This is a genomic window from Citrobacter telavivensis, from assembly GCA_009363175.1.
In the GTDB taxonomy this organism is placed as follows: domain Bacteria; phylum Pseudomonadota; class Gammaproteobacteria; order Enterobacterales; family Enterobacteriaceae; genus Citrobacter_A; species Citrobacter_A telavivensis.
In genome coordinates this window covers 4,129,375-4,147,612 of the sequence record CP045205.1, presented here as the reverse complement: position 1 = coordinate 4,147,612, position 18,238 = coordinate 4,129,375, and the positions used below count along the sequence as shown (strand labels likewise).

Genomic DNA, 18,238 nt, shown 5'->3' with positions numbered 1-18,238 from the left:
TTTTAAGGGAGCAGAGGTGTTTTTATGTCGATTGCCACCAGCCTTGACAGTGATTTTATCCTTTTAAACTCTCCATCTGTGAACCGTGAAGCATTATTTTATGAAGTTAACTCATTGTTATGTGAGAAAAATATTGTAGAGGGAACTTACTTACAGGCGTTAATCAACCGAGAAGAGAACAATCCCACGGCGATGCAACTGGAGACGATGGGCGTCGCCATTCCGCATGTTGATATTGAACATGTGAAGCGCGAACAACTTGTTGTGGTCACCTGCCCGGAAGGGATTACGTTTAAGCAGGCTGAAGATCCTGATGAAGAGATGACCGTGCACGTTATTTTTTTCCTGCTCCTGAAAGAGAAAGATGCCCACATTGACTTTCTGATGAAGCTTATCGGCTTATTCAGACAAACCGAGAAAATGGATGCCATTCTAAAAACCCATTCACCTGATGAGGTAAAGAAATTACTCGAAGAAGTCATTAATTAAAATATACGCGTCATCCTTCAACCTGTCTCTGCGTTGGCTGCGTGTGCTCACCCGAATCACTTACTTGCGTAAGCTCATCGGGATTCGTTCACTTGCCGTCTTGATGCAACTTGAATGATTTTGCGTACAGGTCGTCATTTTAATAACTGTACCCGGAGATTGTTATGAATAAGAAAATTATTTTTGCATGCACTAGCGGTATTGCTACATCAGCCGTTGCAACAGAAAAAGTGGTTCAGTATTGCAAAAACAACGGAATTAATATCGAACCTATTCAGTCCAATATCGGCACTATTAACAAACAGGATGGAATGGCAGATTTAATTATTGTGACTTCTGCCGTTAAAACGGAATTAAAAACCCCCGTTCTTAATGGGCTTCCGCTTCTGACCGGATTCGGGGAAGAGGAATTACTGGAAAAGATCGTCGCCATCCTTAAACAATAAAGGTAAGCATGATGGATAAAGTATTTTCCGCCGTCCAGTTTATTCTGGGATTAGGTCCGACGATCATGTTGCCGATAATCATTTTTATCATGGCAATGTGTCTGCAAACAGGGTTTAGCCGAGCCTTACGTTCGGCGTTGACTATTGGCATGGGGTTTATCGGTATTTTTCTGGTCTTTGGCTTACTCATCGACAGCCTTGGGCCAGCAGCAAAAGAGATGGTCAGCCATACAGGGATTGATCTTCCCGTGGTGGATCTGGGTTGGACGCCGCTTGCGGCTATTGCCTGGGCATCACAGGTTGCGCCGTTTGTTGTTCCTATGACTATCGGTATTAACATATTGATGTTGACGCTGAACTGGACCAAAACGGTCGATATCGATGTCTGGAATTTCTGGCACTTCTCGATGGTTGGCGCGATGGTGTACGGCGTGACGGGCAACTTCTTCTTTGGTTTGCTGATTGCCGGTGCGACTGCTGCCTTAACGTTCGTGATGGCTGACTGGTGCGCGCCAATGATTCAGAAGTATTTCAATTTGCCGGGAATTTCACTGCCAACGCTCTCATCCGTGATCTTTTTCCCGATTGGTGTGCTGGGAAATATGGTCCTCGACAAAATACCGGGGATTAACAAACTGAATGCAGACCCGGATCAGATTCAGAAACGCTTCGGTGTTTTTGGCGAGCCAATGATGCTGGGCGTGATTCTGGGGGCAGGGATTGGCCTGTTGGCAGAATATGATCTGAAGGGCGTACTCAACCTTGCGATGAGCCTCGGTGCCGTCATGTTGATCATGCCGAGAATGGTAAAACTGTTAATGGAAGGATTGCTGCCGCTGTCGGACGCCGTTCGTACCTTCCTGCGCAAGCGTTACCCTGACCGTCATGATCTTTACATCGGCCTGGATATCGCTGTTGCGGTTGGTCATCCATCGGTTCTGTCCACCGCATTGTTGTTAATTCCGGTTGGCGTACTGTTGGCGGTTGTTTTACCGGGTAACCGACTGCTTCCGTTAGGTGACCTTGCCAATATTTGGGTGCCTATCTCAATGGTGGTGCTCGCGTGTCGTGGCAATATAGTGCGGGCATTTATTATTGGTATTCCCTGCCTTGCTGTGAATCTTTATGTGGCTTCGGCGGCAGCACCAATTCTGACGAAAATAGCCAAAGATATGAATTTCCCGATTAAAACGGATGGTGAAATTTCAAGTCTGTTGGACGGCGGTAATCCCTATCGGTTCTGGGCGGTAAAAGTCTTTGAAGGTAATGGTATTGCGCTGGCCTTAATTCCGGTTATCTTCCTGCTCTGTTTATGGTTGTATCGGGTGACCAAAAAACAACTCCAGGCAGATGAAGCCGCAGAAAATAGTCAATCAACGACCACGGATGTACCGGTAATAAAATAACTCAACCTATTCTGAAGCAGAATACTTTCTGCTTCAGAATATAAATAAATGAAGTCCCTTGCCCAAAAGAAGGGGAGAGTGATGTATACGATCGGAATCGATATTGGCACAACGAATTGTAAGGTCTGTTTATTCCAGTTTCCGTCTCTTGAATTGGTTAATGAGTACAGTTTTAAAACGCCAAAAAATATCGAGGGTGATAACGCTGTGTTTGATGTTCGCCTGATATGGGACGGCGTGGTTCACGGTCTGAAAACCATCACCGACAGGATTAATGATACGTTCAATATAAAAGCTATCGCGGTTGCCAGCGTTGGCGAAGCCGGGGTGTTGCTTGATGAATCGGATAATCTGATTGGCCCCGCGTTGACCTGGTACGACACACGGCCTCAGCCGCAACTGGAAAAGATTCTGGCAGCGCTGGAGATGAAAAGTATCTATGAGATTACCGGTATTCCGGCGCATTCTAACTACAGCATCAATAAGATTAAATGGCTGCATGACAATGTTGAACAGGCCAGGCAGGGCAAAAAATGGCTCTGCCTTGCCGAGTACATCGCGTTCAAATTATCAGGCGTGAAGCGCTCCGAATACTCTCTTGCCTCACGCACGATGGCGCTGAATATCACTCAGAAAACGTGGGACGACAAACTGCTCGCTGCCGTTGATCTCTCTTCTTCACTGTTCAGCCCTCTGGTTCAGGCTGGAGAGGCGATAGGCCATTTGACACAAGAAGTTTCTGTTTTAACTGGAGTACCAAAAGAGGCCTGCGTCGCGATTGCCGGACACGACCATATGTGTGGCTCGGTTGCCGTAGGGCTGTGTAATGAAAGTCAGATCCTCAACTCTACCGGCACAACCGAGGGGTTGCTGGTCGTGACAGACACGGTTAACAACACCGAACATTTCTTCCAGGCGCGTGTATCGAATGGGGTTCATGTTCTGCCTGGATTGCATTCACTTTATGCCTCGTTGCCGTCGGCGGGATATGCCATTGAATGGTTCAGAAATCTGTTTGAGCTTGATATGGCCGAATTTTTGAGAATGGTCGATACCCTGCGTAACGATAAAGATCTGGCCACCGCGAAGAAAATGGATGGCATCTTCATTCCTCACCTGCGTGGAAGCGGGCCACCGGACAGAAATACCGGGTCCAGAGCATTGATCTACGGCCTCGATGATCAATCCCGTCCGGAAGATATTTTGCGCTTTGTATTTCAAGGACTGTGCTTTGAATTACGTAACCTTCTCGAGCTCTATGAAACCTTAACCGGACGGACTTATCCGGAGGTTAACGTCATCGGGGCTGCTTGTAAGAATCCGTATTGGCTACAGCTTAAGGCCAATATTCTCAATCGCGAGATTGTTGCCTGTAATGTCGATGAGGCGGTCAGTAAAGGTGCGGCGATTCTTGCAGCAAAAGCAGTCGGGGTGAATATCGAGAGTGAGGCTATCACCGCACCAGAACGGCAGAAACGTTACCACCCTGAGTCTGCTTGCGTTGCGCATTATCAGCAGATGTATACCCAGGTTTATAAACCGCTTTATGAATCCAAGATGCGGACTGAGCATCTTTGTTATGGAGTTAACTAATGAAAGCCAGCGTTTATTACAGCAAAGATGATATTCGTTATGAAGATGTCGATGTGCCGGAAGTGGGGGACGGCGACATGCTCATTAAAATGCACTCCTGCGGCCTGTGCGGCACCGATATTCATAAAGCGCAGCATCAAACTGTCACGGGGCCGATTATTCTCGGCCACGAGGTTTCCGGCGAAGTGGTGAAAGTCGGAAAAGAGGTCACACGCTATAAAGTAGGGGAGCGCGTCGTTACGGCAATTCATGTGCCGTGCTTTAACTGCCATTACTGTGACCGCGGATTTTTCACCCTCTGCGATCAGTTTAAAAAAACCAGTTTCGAGCCCGGCGGTTTTAGCGAGTTCATTCGTCTCCCCCGGATGCACGTCGAACACTTAACACACCGGATTATCGACTCTCTCGACTGGGATCGCGCGGCAATGATTGAGCCAGTTGCCTGCTGCTTACATGGACTGAAATCGGCCAACCTCCATGCGAAGGATACCGTCCTTGTCCTGGGATCCGGCACAATTGGCCTGGTTAGCGCACAGCTTGCGGCGCTGAAAGGGGCATCAACGGTCATTGTCTCCGATCTCTCACGGTTTAAGCGTGAGTTGGCGCTGAAAGTGGGGGTGACTTACGCGATTGATCCAGCAAATGAAGATCTGGAAACACGGGTTGCAGAATTAACGCAAGGGAAAGGACCGGATGTAGTGATTATTGCCGCTGGCGTATCATCACTGGTTTCCCAGGCCGTCAATGTTGTGCGTCGCGGTGGTCGAATCGTGGTTTTTTCTCCCTTTGATAAGGATCCGGTCGTTGAGATCGATGCCGGACGTCTGTTCCGTGATGAGATTTCCATCGTCGGGACTTATTCACTGACGCCTTATGAAATGAAAGAAGCGATTGAGATTGTGGAGAAAGACAAGATCAATACGCGAGACATGATCACGCATACGTGGCCTCTTTCCCGTATGGAGGACGCGATTAAGTTTGCTGCAAACCCGGAAAATGACGTTCTGAAAGTCATTATCAAAGCTGACGCATGACATAAGTCGCCCCGGTTACTGGCAGGGTACGTGGAATTCATTATCTTTTGTTACATGGACATCAGGGAGTTAGGCTCAAAACTGTGGAGTTGATCATAGTGTTATCTCGACAAAAACTCTGTAATATCGTGACTTGTTCATACTTGTATACAGATGATCTACACAGGAGAAGCACAACATGAGTTCAGTACTCAAAGATTCAGAAATTCCACTGTATATGCAGGTGTCGGAGTGGATTCGCGAAAATATTTACAAAGGTGAATTGGGGAAAGGAGATCGTATCCCTTCTGAAAATCAGATCATGGACATCCTTCACGTCAGTCGCGGAACGGTGAAAAAAGCGGTCTCGATGTTGGTCAATGAAGGATTGCTCGTTCAGGTTCAGGGCAAGGGCACGTTTGTCAAAAAAGAAAATATCTCTTATGCACTGGGTGAAGGGTTACTCTCTTTTGCTGAATCACTTGAAAGTCAGCATATCTCCTTTACCACCGAAGTTATCGATTCATATATCGAGAAAGCGTCAAAAAGTGTTGCTGAAAAACTAAAAATTGAGCCAGGGGCTCCCATTCTCTACCTGAAACGTGTGCGTAGTGTTGATGGTGAAAGAGTGATGTTGATTGAGAACAGAATCAATATGGCGCTTTGTCCTGGCATCGCCGATATCGATTTTAATAAACAAAATTTGTTTCCTACAGTGGAAGAACTTTCCGGACAAAAAATTGTTTATTCCGAAAGTCGGTATGCTGCGAAAATTGTGGGTAGCGAACGTGGACATTATCTTGAGGTTAATGAAGATGCACCTGTTTTGCACCTGGAACAACTTGTCTTTCTCGAAAATAAAATGCCGTTTGATTTAGGTAATGTCTGGCTTAAATCGGATAAATACTATTTAGGAACTATTCTACAACGACGATAGAGGATAATGCTATGCCATTAGTTAACGGAAAAATTTTGCTCGACCGTATCCGTGAGAAGCGCGTACTTGCCGGTGCGTTCAATACCACGAATCTGGAAACTACAATCTCAATTCTTAATGCAATTGAACGGTCAGGTCTACCCAACTTTATTCAGATTGCCCCGACAAATGCGCAGCTTTCTGGCTATGACTATATTTATGAGATTGTAAAACGTCATGCCGATAAGATGGACGTGCCCGTCAGTCTTCACCTCGATCACGGAAAGACATTTGAAGATGTGAAACAGGCTGTTCGTGCAGGATTTACCTCCGTTATGATTGATGGCGCAGCTTTTTCTTTTGAGGAGAATATTGCCTTTACCGCCGCAGCAGTTGATTTCTGTAAGTCTTACGGTGTGCCCGTTGAAGCTGAATTGGGGGCAATTTTAGGTAAGGAAGACGATCATGTCAGTGAGGCTGATTGTAAAACCGAACCAGAAAAAGTACGTACCTTCGTTGAGCAAACGGGCTGCGACATGCTTGCGGTATCAATCGGCAACGTACATGGTTTGGATGATGTTCCGCGTATTGATATTCCATTGTTGCAGAGAATTGCAGAAGTCTCTCCTGTCCCTCTGGTCATCCATGGCGGCTCTGGTATTGATGAAGACACGCTGCGCAGTTTCGTTAATTACAATGTGGCTAAGGTAAATATCGCCAGCGATCTGCGCAAAGCGTTTATCACTTCTGTCGGTAAAGCCTATGAGCAAAATAATAATGAAGCCAACCTGGCGCGCGTTATGTCCTCAGCCAAGCAGGCTGTGGAAGAGGATGTGTATTCTAAAATCCTTATGATGAATAAAGGCCATCAATTTCTCCGTAAAGCATCCTGAACAGAAAATGAGTGACGAAAATGATTAGACAAAGTGTCAAGGTTGTAAATAGTACCGGGTTGCATGCGCGGCCAGCGGCATCCCTTGCCAAAATTGTGAAGAAATATACCTCGTCATTAACGTTAATTAATAACGGTAAGGAAATTCAGATTAAAGGTATGATGAGTATTCTCGGTGCCGGGGTTAAAGGTAACACGATGGTGGATCTTATCTGCAATGGTGAAGATGAACATGAGTTAATGAATGAGTTAAAGCTCGCTTTTGCTGATGGTTTCGGCGAAAAAGAGTAAAACCCGAACCGCCTGCTGGGCGCTTAGCTGAATTAACAATATAGGTATTAATGACGCATGGCGGATTTACCCGCAGGATACCCTATTCTTTTTTTATTCATTTTAATTACAAAAAGGTGATTAGATGAAAGCATTAAATCTCTATTCTGTCCAGGATGTCAGATATGAAGAAACAGAAAACCTGCTCTTAAAAAATGAAGACGATGTATTAATAAAAGTTCAGGTGGCGGGGATTTGTGGTTCTGATATTTCCCGTTTTGGCAAGCTGGGTTCCTATAATCCAGGTCTCACCTGGGGACACGAATTTTCTGGCGTGGTGGTTGATGTGGGAGCGGCTGTTAGCGACCTGAAAAATGGCGACAGGGTGACTGCCTGCAACTGTTTCCCTTGTTTTGAATGTACATTCTGCCAGCAGGGGCGCTACTCGCAATGCGTCGACCTTAAAGTACTGGGAGGGCATATAAAAGGGGCGTTTGCTGAGTATATTTGTGTCCCGGCCCGTAACGTTTTGAAATTGTCCGAAGAGATGGATTTTGCAACCGCCTGCTTTATCGAACCTTCAAGTGTTGTGGTGCATGGTTTTCGGCAGGTCGATGTAAAAGCAGGCAGCCGTGTTGCTGTCGTGGGCTGTGGCACCATCGGGTTGTTGGCGGTGCAATGGGCAAAAATAAGCGGGGCAACTGAAGTTTTTGCATTTGATACTGATGAACATAAGCTTTCCATCGCCAGCGAAACAGGTGCAGATCATGTTTTCACTGTTCAGGATGAGGATTACCTCTCACGTTTTAATGCGTTAACAGAAGGCTTGGGTGTTGATGTCGTTATTGAGTCCTCTGGTAATGCAGCAGGTATTGCCAGTTCACTACTACTGGCGGCAAAAGGCGGCGCCGTTGTTCTGCTGGGGATCCCCTATGGGGACGTTGCTTTCCCACGACTCAATTTTGAAAAGATCATTCGTAGCGAGCTAAAAGTGCTGGGTTCATGGAATTCAATTTCGGCACCGTTTCCCGGCAGCGAATGGAAAACATCAGCGCACTACCTGAATACGGGGCAAATAGATATCAAGCCGCTCATCTCCAAAAGGATTGCCCTCAGGGATGCACCCGCAACCTTCCCGGGTCTTTACCAGCGCGAATACCCCTTTGTGAAAGTCCTGATTGACATTGGCAGGCAGGAATAGACCATAAGTCATGTGCGTGATTTTATGCGATATCGAATCGTAGCGAAAAAGTGATTCGCACTCATACAGACGCAGGCGTAATCGTGTCTGTCTTTTCTGGGCCCTGAAAGGCCAGGGCCCAGAGTTAACCTTATGATAACGTTCTTGTGTAAAATCACCGCCAGCGATTACCGCTTAGCCGGCGTCCAGCATTACGCGCTTTCAGCCAGCGTTTTCAGCCAGCGAATACCGCTTTCTGGTGAGGTCATCACCGGGACGGGCGGAGGAGGAAGCTGTTGCAGAACGCGCGCCATCGACGCCTGTGCCAGCATCACAACATCGGCCTGTTTATAGGCGCTGTGTAATCCTTCACTGACGATGCGGTCGTGGGTCTCCATATCACCCGCCAGCAGGGCGTGGAAGGCCTCCTCCATCAATATCGGCGTCACCGAGCATGGCTTGCCGCTGGCCTGTACTTTGCGCTGCACATACTCCAGCGTCGGTTTCATCGTGGTGGCGACGGTGGCCAGTACGGCAATGTTTTCACCCAGGCTAATGGCGTTTTCCACCATCGCGCAGTCGATACGGGCAAGTTGCAGCGGCGTCATAAACTGGCACTGCTCTACCGCTGTGCCAATGGACGAGCAGGCGGTGATGAAAATCTCACAGTCTGCTTTTTCGGCAATGTGAACATAGTCGGCAATGCGTGCCGCAATGTTCGGCGTAACGCCCCCGGCTTTCATCACCTGTTTGATCATCGACTCTTCGACCAGGTGCATCACTTCCGCCTCTGGCATGATGTCCCCGATCAGTTGCTGCATCATGGCGAGCGTGGCGGAACTGGTGTGAAGCATAGCGATCTTTTTCATTCTGCGATCTCCTTGAGCAAACTTTCGGCAACGGCCATGGCCGCATCGTGATCTTCCTGCGCGGACAGTCCGCCGACCGCGACGGCCCCCAGGCATTTACCGTTGTGAAGAATCGGTACACCGCCGGGCAGCGCGGTAAAACGTGGGTCAGCAAAGTAGCTGATATCCAGCGACTCTTTTTGCAGGCGTTGTAGGAACGCCTGTGTGGTGCAGCCTAAACGGCTGCTGGTGCGTGCTTTGCGCTGTGTCAGCTCAATGGTTAACAGTTTGGCGTTATCCATACGGGCAAAGCTCAGTAATTCACCGTTGGCGTCGCACACTGCTACGCTGAGCGGACGTTGCGTATAACGGGTATTGGCGAGATCGAGCGCACAGTCCACCGCGCGTCGTGCCTGTTCCAGAGTTAACGTCATCATTGCTGGTTATCCTTTTGACAGAGGTTCTGATATTGGCTGAGCAGGTGTGTTTTGACTCAGGGCCTGTGCTTGTCGGGCATCTTTTTTGCGCCAGTAGTTAGCCAGCAGCGAGCCGCTGACGTTGCCAAGCGGCGTCATGACCGCAGAGGCGAGACCGACGGTCGCCAGTTTGCCCATCGCGGCAGCAAGACCCGACGCCATACCGCCGTTTTGCAGACCGACTTCGAAGGCCACCGTCCGCGCAGACTGGACATCCATACGGAAGATCCAGCGGCTCATCAGATAGCCAATCAGGAAGCCGCCGAGGTTGTGCATCAGCATGGCGAAGCAGAGCAGGAAACCGACCTGCACCAGGTTGTCGCGTCCGGCAGCCGCCGCGGTGGTGGTAAAGAAAATGATGCCCATCATTGAGATGGTCGGCATGACTTTCTTAACGCCGTCCACGCGGCTGTACAGCCAGTTGTAGAACAGCGACCAGATAATCCCGCCTGCCACAAAGTTCAGCACGACCGCGTACATTTGTGCGTCAGCGCTGGCGCTGCCAAACAGCGAGTCCCAACCGCCGGCAATCATATACAGCAGCCAGACGGCGCTGATCCCGGCCAGAATTTGCACGGTACGACGCCCCTGCACACCGGCATAGGTTTTCAGGTAGTCGTGTAAAATCGCCGCGCCAATTGGGATCAGCACGATTTTCACCACGTCCATCACCATCGCGGTGAGCTGGATGTCGATCATCGATCCAGCCAGCAGATTCACCCACAGCGGCGTCATCACCGTCGCCGCCAGCGTCGAGACGGCGGCAATAGAGACCGCCAGCGCCAGGTTGGCGTTAGCGATATACACCATCACAGTGGAGGAGAGCCCGCTGGGGCAGGAACCAATCAGTAGAATGCCCACTGCCACTTCCGGCGGGAAGTCAAAGAGCAGCGTGATGCTCAGGCCAAGCAAAGGCATGATGACGAAATGACAGAAGGTGCCGATGAACACCGCCCATGGCATTTTGGCAACGTCGATAAAATCCTGAATCGTGAGTTTGGTGCCCATACTGAACATGGTCGCCTGGATCACTAAGAAGACGATCCACTTATGCGTGATGTTGAATCCGCCCCAGACGATCAGATCGGTTGACCAGGTCATCGCGGCGACAAAGCCGGCGATGATCCACAGGGTAAACTGATAGCTGCGAAGACCAGGCCAATAACCCGCGCCTGCCGCGAAGCCTGCTGTCAGCATCACCAGCCCCGGCTGCCAGAGGGCAGGAGACTGCATCAGCGCGCCAATTGCCGCCAGTGCGCCACCGGCGATGCAGACGCCCAGTCCGGTTTTGTGAATAACGGTCGTGATAGTCATGATGAAATGTCCTTTCTCTCGTTATTACTGTCGTGGTGGAATAGCTAACATTTGCCGCGCAATATCTGGCGTGGCGACCTTTTTATCCATACTGCGAATAAGCGTGGCGAGTTTGGCAACTTGCTGATAATTATGCTGGGCTTTCTCTTCTGCGCTTAAATAATAGCTGTCTTCAAAACCAATCCTCACTTCACTGGCACCCATTCCGACCGCTGCTGCAATAATATCGAAGTTCTTACGGCCAAAATGCGTAATTCCCCACAAAGCGTCACGTGGAATCATACTCCGCAAGGCAATTAACGCATCAACCGTCGCCGGGGAACTTCCACGATGTCCGAGAACAATATTGAATAACATGGGTTTTCTGAACTGAATTTTTTCTTCCAGCGCCAGGATGTTATTAATCATCCCTATTTCAAAGACTTCGAATTCAGGAATAATTGAACGCTGGGTAATTTGTTGGGAACAATATTCGACGTCCGGTCCGGGATTAAAATACACGGCATCGCCGAGGTTAACGGAGCCGACGTTCAGCGAGGCCATTTCGACGCCGGGGCAATCCAGCGGCGCGCAGCGTTCGGCAATCGACATAGCGGAGACACCACCGGTAGAGGCCTGAATAATCAGGTCAGAATGGCGCATGACGTCATCGATTGTCGCCTGAAAATCCGTGGTGTCCGGCGTCAGGCGACCCTGCTTATCGCGAACGTGTAAATGCACTATTGCCGCACCATGTTCGACGCTGGCCAATATTTCCTGCGCCAGTTCTTCGGGTATAACTCTGGGGCAATCCGCGGCAACGGGTGCCAACGAGATAATAACAGTATCCGACATGTGTTCCTCCGGTATTCCGGTACAGAGATATTAAAATTATAAGTACGGTGTCATCCAGCGTAACGATTCGGGCCCTGGTGTTGACGGTTTGTATTCACAACCCATCCAGCCCTGATAACCTGTCTGCTTAATAAAATCAAAGAGCCATGCTTCGTTTAATTCTCCCGTTCCTGGCTCATGGCGACCAGGCACAGAAGCAATCTGAAAATGTTTAATTATCGGTAAATAGCGTTCAATAAAATGCGCAACATTACCGTGTATTTTTTGGCAGTGATAAATATCAAACTGTAAGCCGATATTTTTTCTGTCCACTTCGTTAATCAGACTTTCGGCCAGAGGAAAGCTGTCGACGAAATAACCTGGCATATCTTGCGGATTTAGGGGTTCAATCAGTACGTCGATTCCGGCCTCGACCATGACGTCACAGGCGATACGCAGTCTGTCAGTCAATCGTTCGCGCTGGGCGCTGGCGGAAAGCGTGTCCACGCGCAGTCCGGCCATGACGTGCACCTTGCGACACCCTAACGCCGTGGCGTAATCGCGGGCAATCATCAGACTGCGCTGATATTCCTCATCACGCTCAGGCAGGGATGCCAGCCCACGTTCACCTGCCTGCCAGTTACCCGCCGGGGCGTTCATCAACGCTACTGGCAGGCCGGTTTCCTGCTGCGCTGCCAGTAGAACGTCCAGCGAATGCTGCCAGAGAAACAGCCCTTCAACGCCGTGGAAACCCGCCGCCTTAGCTGCCTGAAAGCGTCCGGCAATGGGGTGTTCACAAAACAGCCAGTCGAGGTTAGCCGCTAACTTCAGCATGGTGCGTTCCCTCCCGGCAATCAACCAGATGCAGTTTCACGCCCTGGCTGGCAATGGTGTCCTGCGCCACATCGGGTAACTGGTTATCCGAAATAATGTCGGTCAGTTGATCCAGCGAGCAGATGTGGAACATCCCGTATTTGCCAAATTTACTGCTGTCGCAGACCAGCACCCGACGGCGGGAGACGGTGAGCACCGCCTCTTTCACCGAGGCTTTGCCCTCGCTGGGGGTCGACATACCGCGTTCGGTATCCCATGAGGACGAGCTGAGAAACGCCACGTCGATGTTAATCGTGCGCAGAAAGCTGGCAGCGCTTTTCCCAAGGCAGGAACGGTTGCGCTGATCCACCAGACCTCCGGTGTGATACAGCGTGATGTGCGGCATGTCCATCAGGTAGTGGCTGATGGAAAAATCATTCGTTACCACCGTCAGGTTGAAGCAGTGGCTGGCGGCGACCGCTTTCGCCACTTCAAACAGTGAGGTGCCGGCATCCAGATACAGCGTTTGCCCCGGTTCGATCAGCATTGCGGCAAGCTGTCCCATCCGCCGCTTCACCTCATGATGCAGTTCGGCCTTTTCCCGCCACGGCAGCTCCGATTTCAGCAGATTGTTGAGTTTCACCCCGCCATTAATCGAGATGACTTTGCCTTCTTCTTCCAGCAACTGAATATCGCGACGCACGGTCATGTGTGACACGCTCATCAGATCCGCCAGCTCATTAAACGAGGCGACGTTTTTTTCATGCACGTAGCGGTAGATAAAATCACGTCGTTGTTCGGGGATCATCATTTCACCTCATGCTCGCTGGGATTGTTCGAGTTCAGCCACCGCTTCCGCCGTGAGCGGCACGTAACCGAGGGGTTTTAAGGTCAGCCAGATGCGGGCGCTGTCTTCCAGCTCTTCGGCATTAAAAACCGCCTCACGAAGTGAGCGACCACTGACTACCGGGCCATGATTGGCCAGGAGCGCCGCAGTATGGTCCGCCGCAATTTCGCTAAGTGCGCTGGCAATGCCTTCATGACCAGTGAGTAGTGACAGTGATGTATGGATCAAACTGAGAACCCGGAAACAACCGGGAATTCATGAGAATAAGCGGGAGGAAGTCTTGAGTTGTGAGGCTTCGCACAGCAATGGGCTATTCGATGAGTTGAAAATCAGACAGATCGTCAACATTAGATCATCAGATAGTAATAACAGTTTTGTGTCATATAGATTTGGATCGCATTGCGGATAATTTTAAAGCATTTAACGGGATTTAAAAGTAGCTTAAAACATACCCACAGGAGGTGCGAAGATAAAGCCCGCCAATTGAGCACCGCCGCAATCAGCCGGCTTTATTATGCGTGCTCAGCCCTGGCGCGACCTGAACCTGTCCATCTGAATCACATTGTTCAAAAATCTCTTTGTTATCATCTGAATTTAAGATCGCGGGTAGCAATGCTTGAATGCCCCGATTTTTAAAAAGTTCGATGCACTCTTTTTGTTGTCTAGGTGTCAATAGTTTAAAAATCATTATCCAAAACTCAAGTAAATCAGTACGATAAATATCATCACTGGCATCATTCTCATCAACTTCCAAGCTGTTATCAAAAACACTTCTCGCATATCTCGGAAGTATTTTTGTGCTGTACTCAAATGCTTTTGAACCAGGTTTTTTCCTCTTACTCCCCTCAATCCCAGAGGCTAAATCTTCCAGTCGTTTTCGTACAGCAGGAGCGGTGTTAGGAAACCCTGGAATCCCCATACACTCTTGGACAGTCACCCATTCTTTTGCCATAACGCCATCCTTTCTTTTTGTGTAAGAAAAAAGAAAACAACTTTTTATTTGTTTTCTTTTGAATTTTTTATTTAAAATCAACGCATTAACAATGAAATGCACTCCCACACCCAAACACACAAAGAAAGTGACTTACTTTACACGCTTTCTTTTGTGTGCCATTCTGTTACACGTAGCGTTTAACCATCCGGTTAAACGGAGTGTGTAAACATTTAAGGATCGCAGAATGGTGACCAAAAGCCAAGACTGGCACCCAGAAGACATCAAAGCAGCGATTAGAAAACGAGGCATGACGACTAGTCAGTTGTCTCGAATGAATGGGTTAGCGGAATCAACACTTCGTAATGTATTCCGCAATCATTGGCCTAAAGGAGAAAAGATAATTGCAGAATTCTTAGGGCTCAAGGCCAGTGATATATGGCCGAGTCGCTATGAAAGTACGATTCAAAAGGCGGTGGCGTAAATGAATGAACTGTGGATTACAGTAAAAGAAAGTATGGAGTTATCCTCGATGCCTACCACTGAGCCAGGTATCCGTAATCGTCTTGAAGCTTTGGTCGCAGGTCGCAGCGAGCTACGCCGTAAACGTGCCGGCACCAAAGCATTTGAATACCACATATCAGTTTTACCACCGGAAGTTCGTGCTGAATTGCTGGCTACCTGTGGGCTGATTGAAACCTCATCCGGACTCATTACTTTACCGCAAGAGCCTGAACGTGTTGCTGCCGATGACCTTAATCGTCAGCGTCTCTGGTCAGCATGGGAAAAAGCGACTGGCGAACAGAGACTGCATGCAGAACGTCGCACTAAAGCTGCCGCGCTGGTGGCTGAGCTGATGGCGTCGGGCATTGGCAATCGCAAGGCAATTACCCTTGCAGCAAAGCAACTGCAAATCAGTGAGGGAACACTGCGCAACCTGTACTACAAAGTGAAGGACTTCAGTCCCGACCTCTGGGGACCGGTTCTGCTTGATCGCCGGGTTCGCGAAAAACGCGTTACAGGGCGTTCTGCTGAAATCTCTGATGATGCCTGGCAGTTCCTCCTGGGGGATTACCTGCGTAATGAAGCGCCATTTTTCTCCAAATGTTATGAGCGCCTGGAAATCGCCGCAGAAACACATGGCTGGACCATTCCTGCCGAACGCACCCTGCGCCGTAAACTGGAACGTGAAGTTGACCCGCGTATTGTCGTTGCCACTCGTGAAGGTGAAAACGCACTGGCGCAGATGCATCCGTCACAACAGCGCACTGTCGCACAGTTGCATGCGATGGAATGGATTAACGGTGACGGCTATCAGCACAACGTGTTTGTCCGCTGGTTTAACGGTGAAATCATTCGCCCTAAAACATGGTTCTGGCAGGACGTCCACAGCCGCAAAATTGTTGGCTGGCGGGCTGATGTATCAGAAAACAGCGACAGTATCCGTCTGTCACTCATGGATACACTGAAAACCTACGGGAAGCCACAGCACATAACGATAGACAACACACGTGCAGCGGCGAACAAATGGCTGTCAGGTGGCGTTCCTAACCGCTATCGCTTCAAAGTCCGTGAAGATGACCCGATGGGGATCATCCCACTGCTGGGTATCAAGCTGCACTGGACAGGCGTTATTGGTGGTAAAGGCTGGGGCCAGGCCAAACCCGTTGAACGAGCCTTCGGTGTGGGCGGCCTGGGGGAATACATCGATAAACACCCGGCACTGGCTGGCGCATTTGCCGGTGAAAATGTCAGTTCCAAGCCAGAGAACTATGGCAGCAGGGCTGTTGATGTTGAGACCTTTATGGAAATTATCAGTGAAGGTGTCGCCATGTTTAACAGGAAGACTCAGCGCAAAACGGAAATGTGCCGTGGTGAACTGTCATTTGATCAGGCTTTCGAGAAGAGTTACAGCCAGTCTGTAATCACCCGTTTAACAGAAGAACAGATCCGTCAGTTCATGCTGCCAGCAGAGTCTGTTCGCGTGAAACCAACAGGAGAATTTACGATGGAAAGCGGCGGCTCCCTGTTTGGCCGTAAGAATACCTACTGGAGCGAGCAGCTTGTCAGCCATCGCAGCCGCAAAATCACAGTCCGTTTTGATCCGCGCAACCTTCACAGCGAAGTGGCTTGTTATGACCTTGATGGCCGTTTCCTCTGCATGGCGGAATGCCGCGCCGCAGTGGCGTTTGGCGACACCGAGGCTGGTCGTGAACATAACCGTGCCCGCCGTGAAATGATGCGCAGTACGAAGAAAGCGACCAAGGCACTCAACCGCATGACAGCGATTGAAGTGAATGACCTGCTGCCAAAAACAGAGCATGCGGAACAACCAGAACGCCATGTTGTGGAGCGCGTGTTCAATATGGGGAATACCGTCCGGCGTGTGGAGGAAATACAGGATACACAGAATGAGAATGATGTGATTTTTGAGACATTCGTTAATCAGGCGAAACGGTCGCGGAAATGAAAAAGCGACGTTGGAATCGTCGCCTTTTAATTAATCAAAAACCGTGAACAGCAAATTAAACATACAGGATAAAAAATCATGGCGCAATTTACTCATAATGACGTGCGTAACTCCATCCGCGTATTAATCGACAATAAAGTGATTACCGGTGCAGCTCTTGCACGTGAAATCGGTACATCCACAGCGACGGTTTCTCAGTTCCTGAATGAGAAATACAAAGGTGACAATGATGCAGTCGCCGCCAGTCTGGCAACATGGCTGGAAAATCATAATACAGCCAGTACCACATTACCCGTGGCCCCTGACTTTGTTGAAACACCAACGGCCAAAAAAATACTGGCGACCCTGACGTGGGCGCAGCTTGCCGGGACGATCGTGCTGGTTTATGGAAACCCCGGCGTGGGTAAAACCAAAGCCATCAGGCAGTATGCAGCCAGTGGCAATAATGTCTGGCATATCACCGCCAGCAAGTCCCGCAGTAACGAACTGGAAACGCTGTACGAACTGGCGCTGAAAATGGGTATTGCTGATGCGCCATATCGTCGTGGTGCGTTGTCCCGCCTGTTGCGCCAGCGTTTGCCGGAGACACGGGGTCTGATAGTCGTGGATGAGGCCGACTGGCTGAGTCTGGATGCAGTGGAAGAACTGCGTATTCTCCAGGAAGAATGCGGTGTTGGTCTGGCTCTGGTCGGAAACCATAAAGTCTACGATCGTCTGACTGGTGGACAACGCAGTGTTGACTTCGCGCGTCTGTTCTCCCGAGTCTCAAAAAAATACGTCATCAATACCGTATCTGCCGGTGACGTGGACAGTTTCTGTGATGCGTGGCAAGTCGGAGGACAGGAGGAACGGAAGCTGCTGAAGATGATCGCCCGTCGTCCCGGCGCTCTCCGTTCTTTGTCGCACATACTTCCGCTGGCCGGAATTTACGCGCAGGGCAAGGGGGAAACCATCGGCACATCGCACATCCAGTCGGCAATGCTAGAGCTGGGTCACAGCAATCTGAGTGAGGAATAACATCATGATTACTGAACGTATTGCGGAACACATCAGCATGGCTGAAGCGGCGCAAAGCTGGCTTCGCTCCCGTGGTAGCCGTGTCACTGACGTTCGGGTTTTCATGCGTCGCCCTTTGCTGGAGATTACCTGCCCGCCGTCAGAACTGGTACGCAGTGCATCCCGTATATCGGAAACACACAACGGTGGCACCCGTTCCGTCTGGGTAGCCAGTCTGGAAGGCTGCCGGATTATCTGGAGATAAACATGGCAAAACAAGTAATCACAATCATCCTTGAGGATGATGCCGTAATTAAGGATGGGGAAATTGTCAAAATCGACGAGAACTCCGGAAAACTCGCAATTAGTTTTCACCTGAACAACGCCGATGATGATGGTTCATTTTCATATCTGGTTGCGGAAGGACTGTCGGCTATTTTTCCAATGGCTATCCAGCAGGTCACTGAGTTTGCGAAAAAGAAGGTTGACCTGGATAACCGTAAGATTGTTAAACACTGAGGTTTA

General features: G+C 49.5%; 21 protein-coding genes and 1 pseudogene. 14 read left to right on the top strand and 8 right to left on the bottom strand.

From position 1 onward, the window contains the following. Positions 1-24: 24 nt before the first annotated feature. The 9 genes from GBC03_22350 (at position 25) to GBC03_22310 (ending at position 8,226) form a co-directional block, all read left to right on the top strand. On the top strand, positions 25-489 hold the full coding sequence (locus GBC03_22350; GenBank protein ID QFS72747.1) for a hypothetical protein: 465 nt from the start codon (positions 25-27) through the stop codon (positions 487-489). A gap of 164 nt (positions 490-653) precedes the next feature. Then, positions 654-935 (top strand): PTS sugar transporter subunit IIB, encoded by a 282-nt coding sequence (locus tag GBC03_22345; GenBank protein QFS72746.1) that lies wholly within the window; start codon positions 654-656, stop codon positions 933-935. Between the two features lie 11 nt (positions 936-946). Then, positions 947-2,341, top strand: a complete 1,395-nt coding sequence (locus tag GBC03_22340; GenBank protein QFS74103.1) for a PTS galactitol transporter subunit IIC — start codon at positions 947-949, stop codon at positions 2,339-2,341. Between the two features lie 48 nt (positions 2,342-2,389). After that, a complete protein-coding gene (locus GBC03_22335; GenBank protein ID QFS72745.1) occupies positions 2,390-3,934 on the top strand; it encodes a hypothetical protein in 1,545 nt (514 codons plus the stop codon). Next, positions 3,934-4,968 carry an alcohol dehydrogenase catalytic domain-containing protein gene (locus GBC03_22330; GenBank protein QFS72744.1) on the top strand — a complete coding sequence of 345 codons (1,035 nt, stop codon included), beginning with the start codon at positions 3,934-3,936 and terminating at the stop codon, positions 4,966-4,968. Before GBC03_22335 ends, GBC03_22330 begins: the two co-directional genes overlap by 1 nt. Before the next feature lie 178 nt (positions 4,969-5,146). Continuing rightward, the gene (locus GBC03_22325; protein ID QFS72743.1) at positions 5,147-5,884 is read left to right on the top strand and encodes a UTRA domain-containing protein; all 738 of its coding nucleotides are present in this window, start codon (positions 5,147-5,149) and stop codon (positions 5,882-5,884) included. 11 nt (positions 5,885-5,895) lie between these two features. After that, complete coding sequence (locus GBC03_22320) at positions 5,896-6,756, top strand: class II aldolase (GenBank protein QFS72742.1); 861 nt, start codon at positions 5,896-5,898, stop codon at positions 6,754-6,756. A gap of 20 nt (positions 6,757-6,776) precedes the next feature. Then, entirely contained in the window at positions 6,777-7,046 is a 270-nt protein-coding gene (locus tag GBC03_22315) for an HPr family phosphocarrier protein (protein QFS72741.1), read from the top strand. A 124-nt stretch (positions 7,047-7,170) separates the two neighbouring features. Next, positions 7,171-8,226: an alcohol dehydrogenase catalytic domain-containing protein gene (locus tag GBC03_22310; protein QFS72740.1), complete on the top strand. Its 1,056-nt coding sequence runs from the start codon at positions 7,171-7,173 to the stop codon at positions 8,224-8,226. A gap of 191 nt (positions 8,227-8,417) precedes the next feature. On the opposite strand, the gene GBC03_22305 is transcribed toward GBC03_22310, so the two are convergent. The 8 genes and pseudogenes from GBC03_22305 to GBC03_22270 form a co-directional block, all read right to left on the bottom strand. Continuing rightward, positions 8,418-9,074 (bottom strand): Asp/Glu racemase, encoded by a 657-nt coding sequence (locus tag GBC03_22305; GenBank protein QFS72739.1) that lies wholly within the window; start codon positions 9,072-9,074, stop codon positions 8,418-8,420. Next, positions 9,071-9,490, bottom strand: a complete 420-nt coding sequence (locus GBC03_22300; protein ID QFS72738.1) for a heme-binding protein — start codon at positions 9,488-9,490, stop codon at positions 9,071-9,073. The genes GBC03_22305 and GBC03_22300 overlap by 4 nt, the downstream gene beginning before the upstream one ends. 6 nt (positions 9,491-9,496) lie before the next feature. Next, entirely contained in the window at positions 9,497-10,843 is a 1,347-nt protein-coding gene (locus GBC03_22295) for a bile acid:sodium symporter family protein (protein QFS72737.1), read from the bottom strand. 24 nt (positions 10,844-10,867) lie between these two features. Continuing rightward, positions 10,868-11,677 carry a 3-keto-5-aminohexanoate cleavage protein gene (locus tag GBC03_22290; GenBank protein QFS72736.1) on the bottom strand — a complete coding sequence of 270 codons (810 nt, stop codon included), beginning with the start codon at positions 11,675-11,677 and terminating at the stop codon, positions 10,868-10,870. A 36-nt stretch (positions 11,678-11,713) separates the two neighbouring features. Continuing rightward, entirely contained in the window at positions 11,714-12,490 is a 777-nt protein-coding gene (locus GBC03_22285; GenBank protein QFS72735.1) for a TIM barrel protein, read from the bottom strand. Then, complete coding sequence (locus GBC03_22280) at positions 12,471-13,277, bottom strand: DeoR family transcriptional regulator (protein QFS74102.1); 807 nt, start codon at positions 13,275-13,277, stop codon at positions 12,471-12,473. Before GBC03_22280 ends, GBC03_22285 begins: the two co-directional genes overlap by 20 nt. A 9-nt stretch (positions 13,278-13,286) precedes the next feature. Beyond that, positions 13,287-13,514 (bottom strand): annotated as a pseudogene (locus GBC03_22275) (aldolase). A 301-nt stretch (positions 13,515-13,815) separates the two neighbouring features. Then, positions 13,816-14,268 carry a hypothetical protein gene (locus GBC03_22270; GenBank protein QFS72734.1) on the bottom strand — a complete coding sequence of 151 codons (453 nt, stop codon included), beginning with the start codon at positions 14,266-14,268 and terminating at the stop codon, positions 13,816-13,818. A 226-nt stretch (positions 14,269-14,494) separates the two neighbouring features. Between GBC03_22270 and GBC03_22265 the strand changes: the two genes are divergently transcribed. The 5 genes from GBC03_22265 (at position 14,495) to GBC03_22245 (ending at position 18,232) form a co-directional block, all read left to right on the top strand. Further along, the gene (locus GBC03_22265) at positions 14,495-14,731 is read left to right on the top strand and encodes a transcriptional regulator (protein ID QFS72733.1); all 237 of its coding nucleotides are present in this window, start codon (positions 14,495-14,497) and stop codon (positions 14,729-14,731) included. Then, on the top strand, positions 14,732-16,717 hold the full coding sequence (locus GBC03_22260; GenBank protein QFS72732.1) for a transposase: 1,986 nt from the start codon (positions 14,732-14,734) through the stop codon (positions 16,715-16,717). It abuts the gene before it with no gap. A 78-nt stretch (positions 16,718-16,795) separates the two neighbouring features. Further along, complete coding sequence (locus GBC03_22255) at positions 16,796-17,734, top strand: AAA family ATPase (GenBank protein ID QFS72731.1); 939 nt, start codon at positions 16,796-16,798, stop codon at positions 17,732-17,734. A gap of 4 nt (positions 17,735-17,738) precedes the next feature. Next, complete coding sequence (locus GBC03_22250; GenBank protein ID QFS72730.1) at positions 17,739-17,978, top strand: hypothetical protein; 240 nt, start codon at positions 17,739-17,741, stop codon at positions 17,976-17,978. Positions 17,979-17,980: 2 nt separating this feature from the next. Further along, a complete protein-coding gene (locus tag GBC03_22245; protein QFS72729.1) occupies positions 17,981-18,232 on the top strand; it encodes a hypothetical protein in 252 nt (83 codons plus the stop codon). Positions 18,233-18,238: the final 6 nt, after the last annotated feature.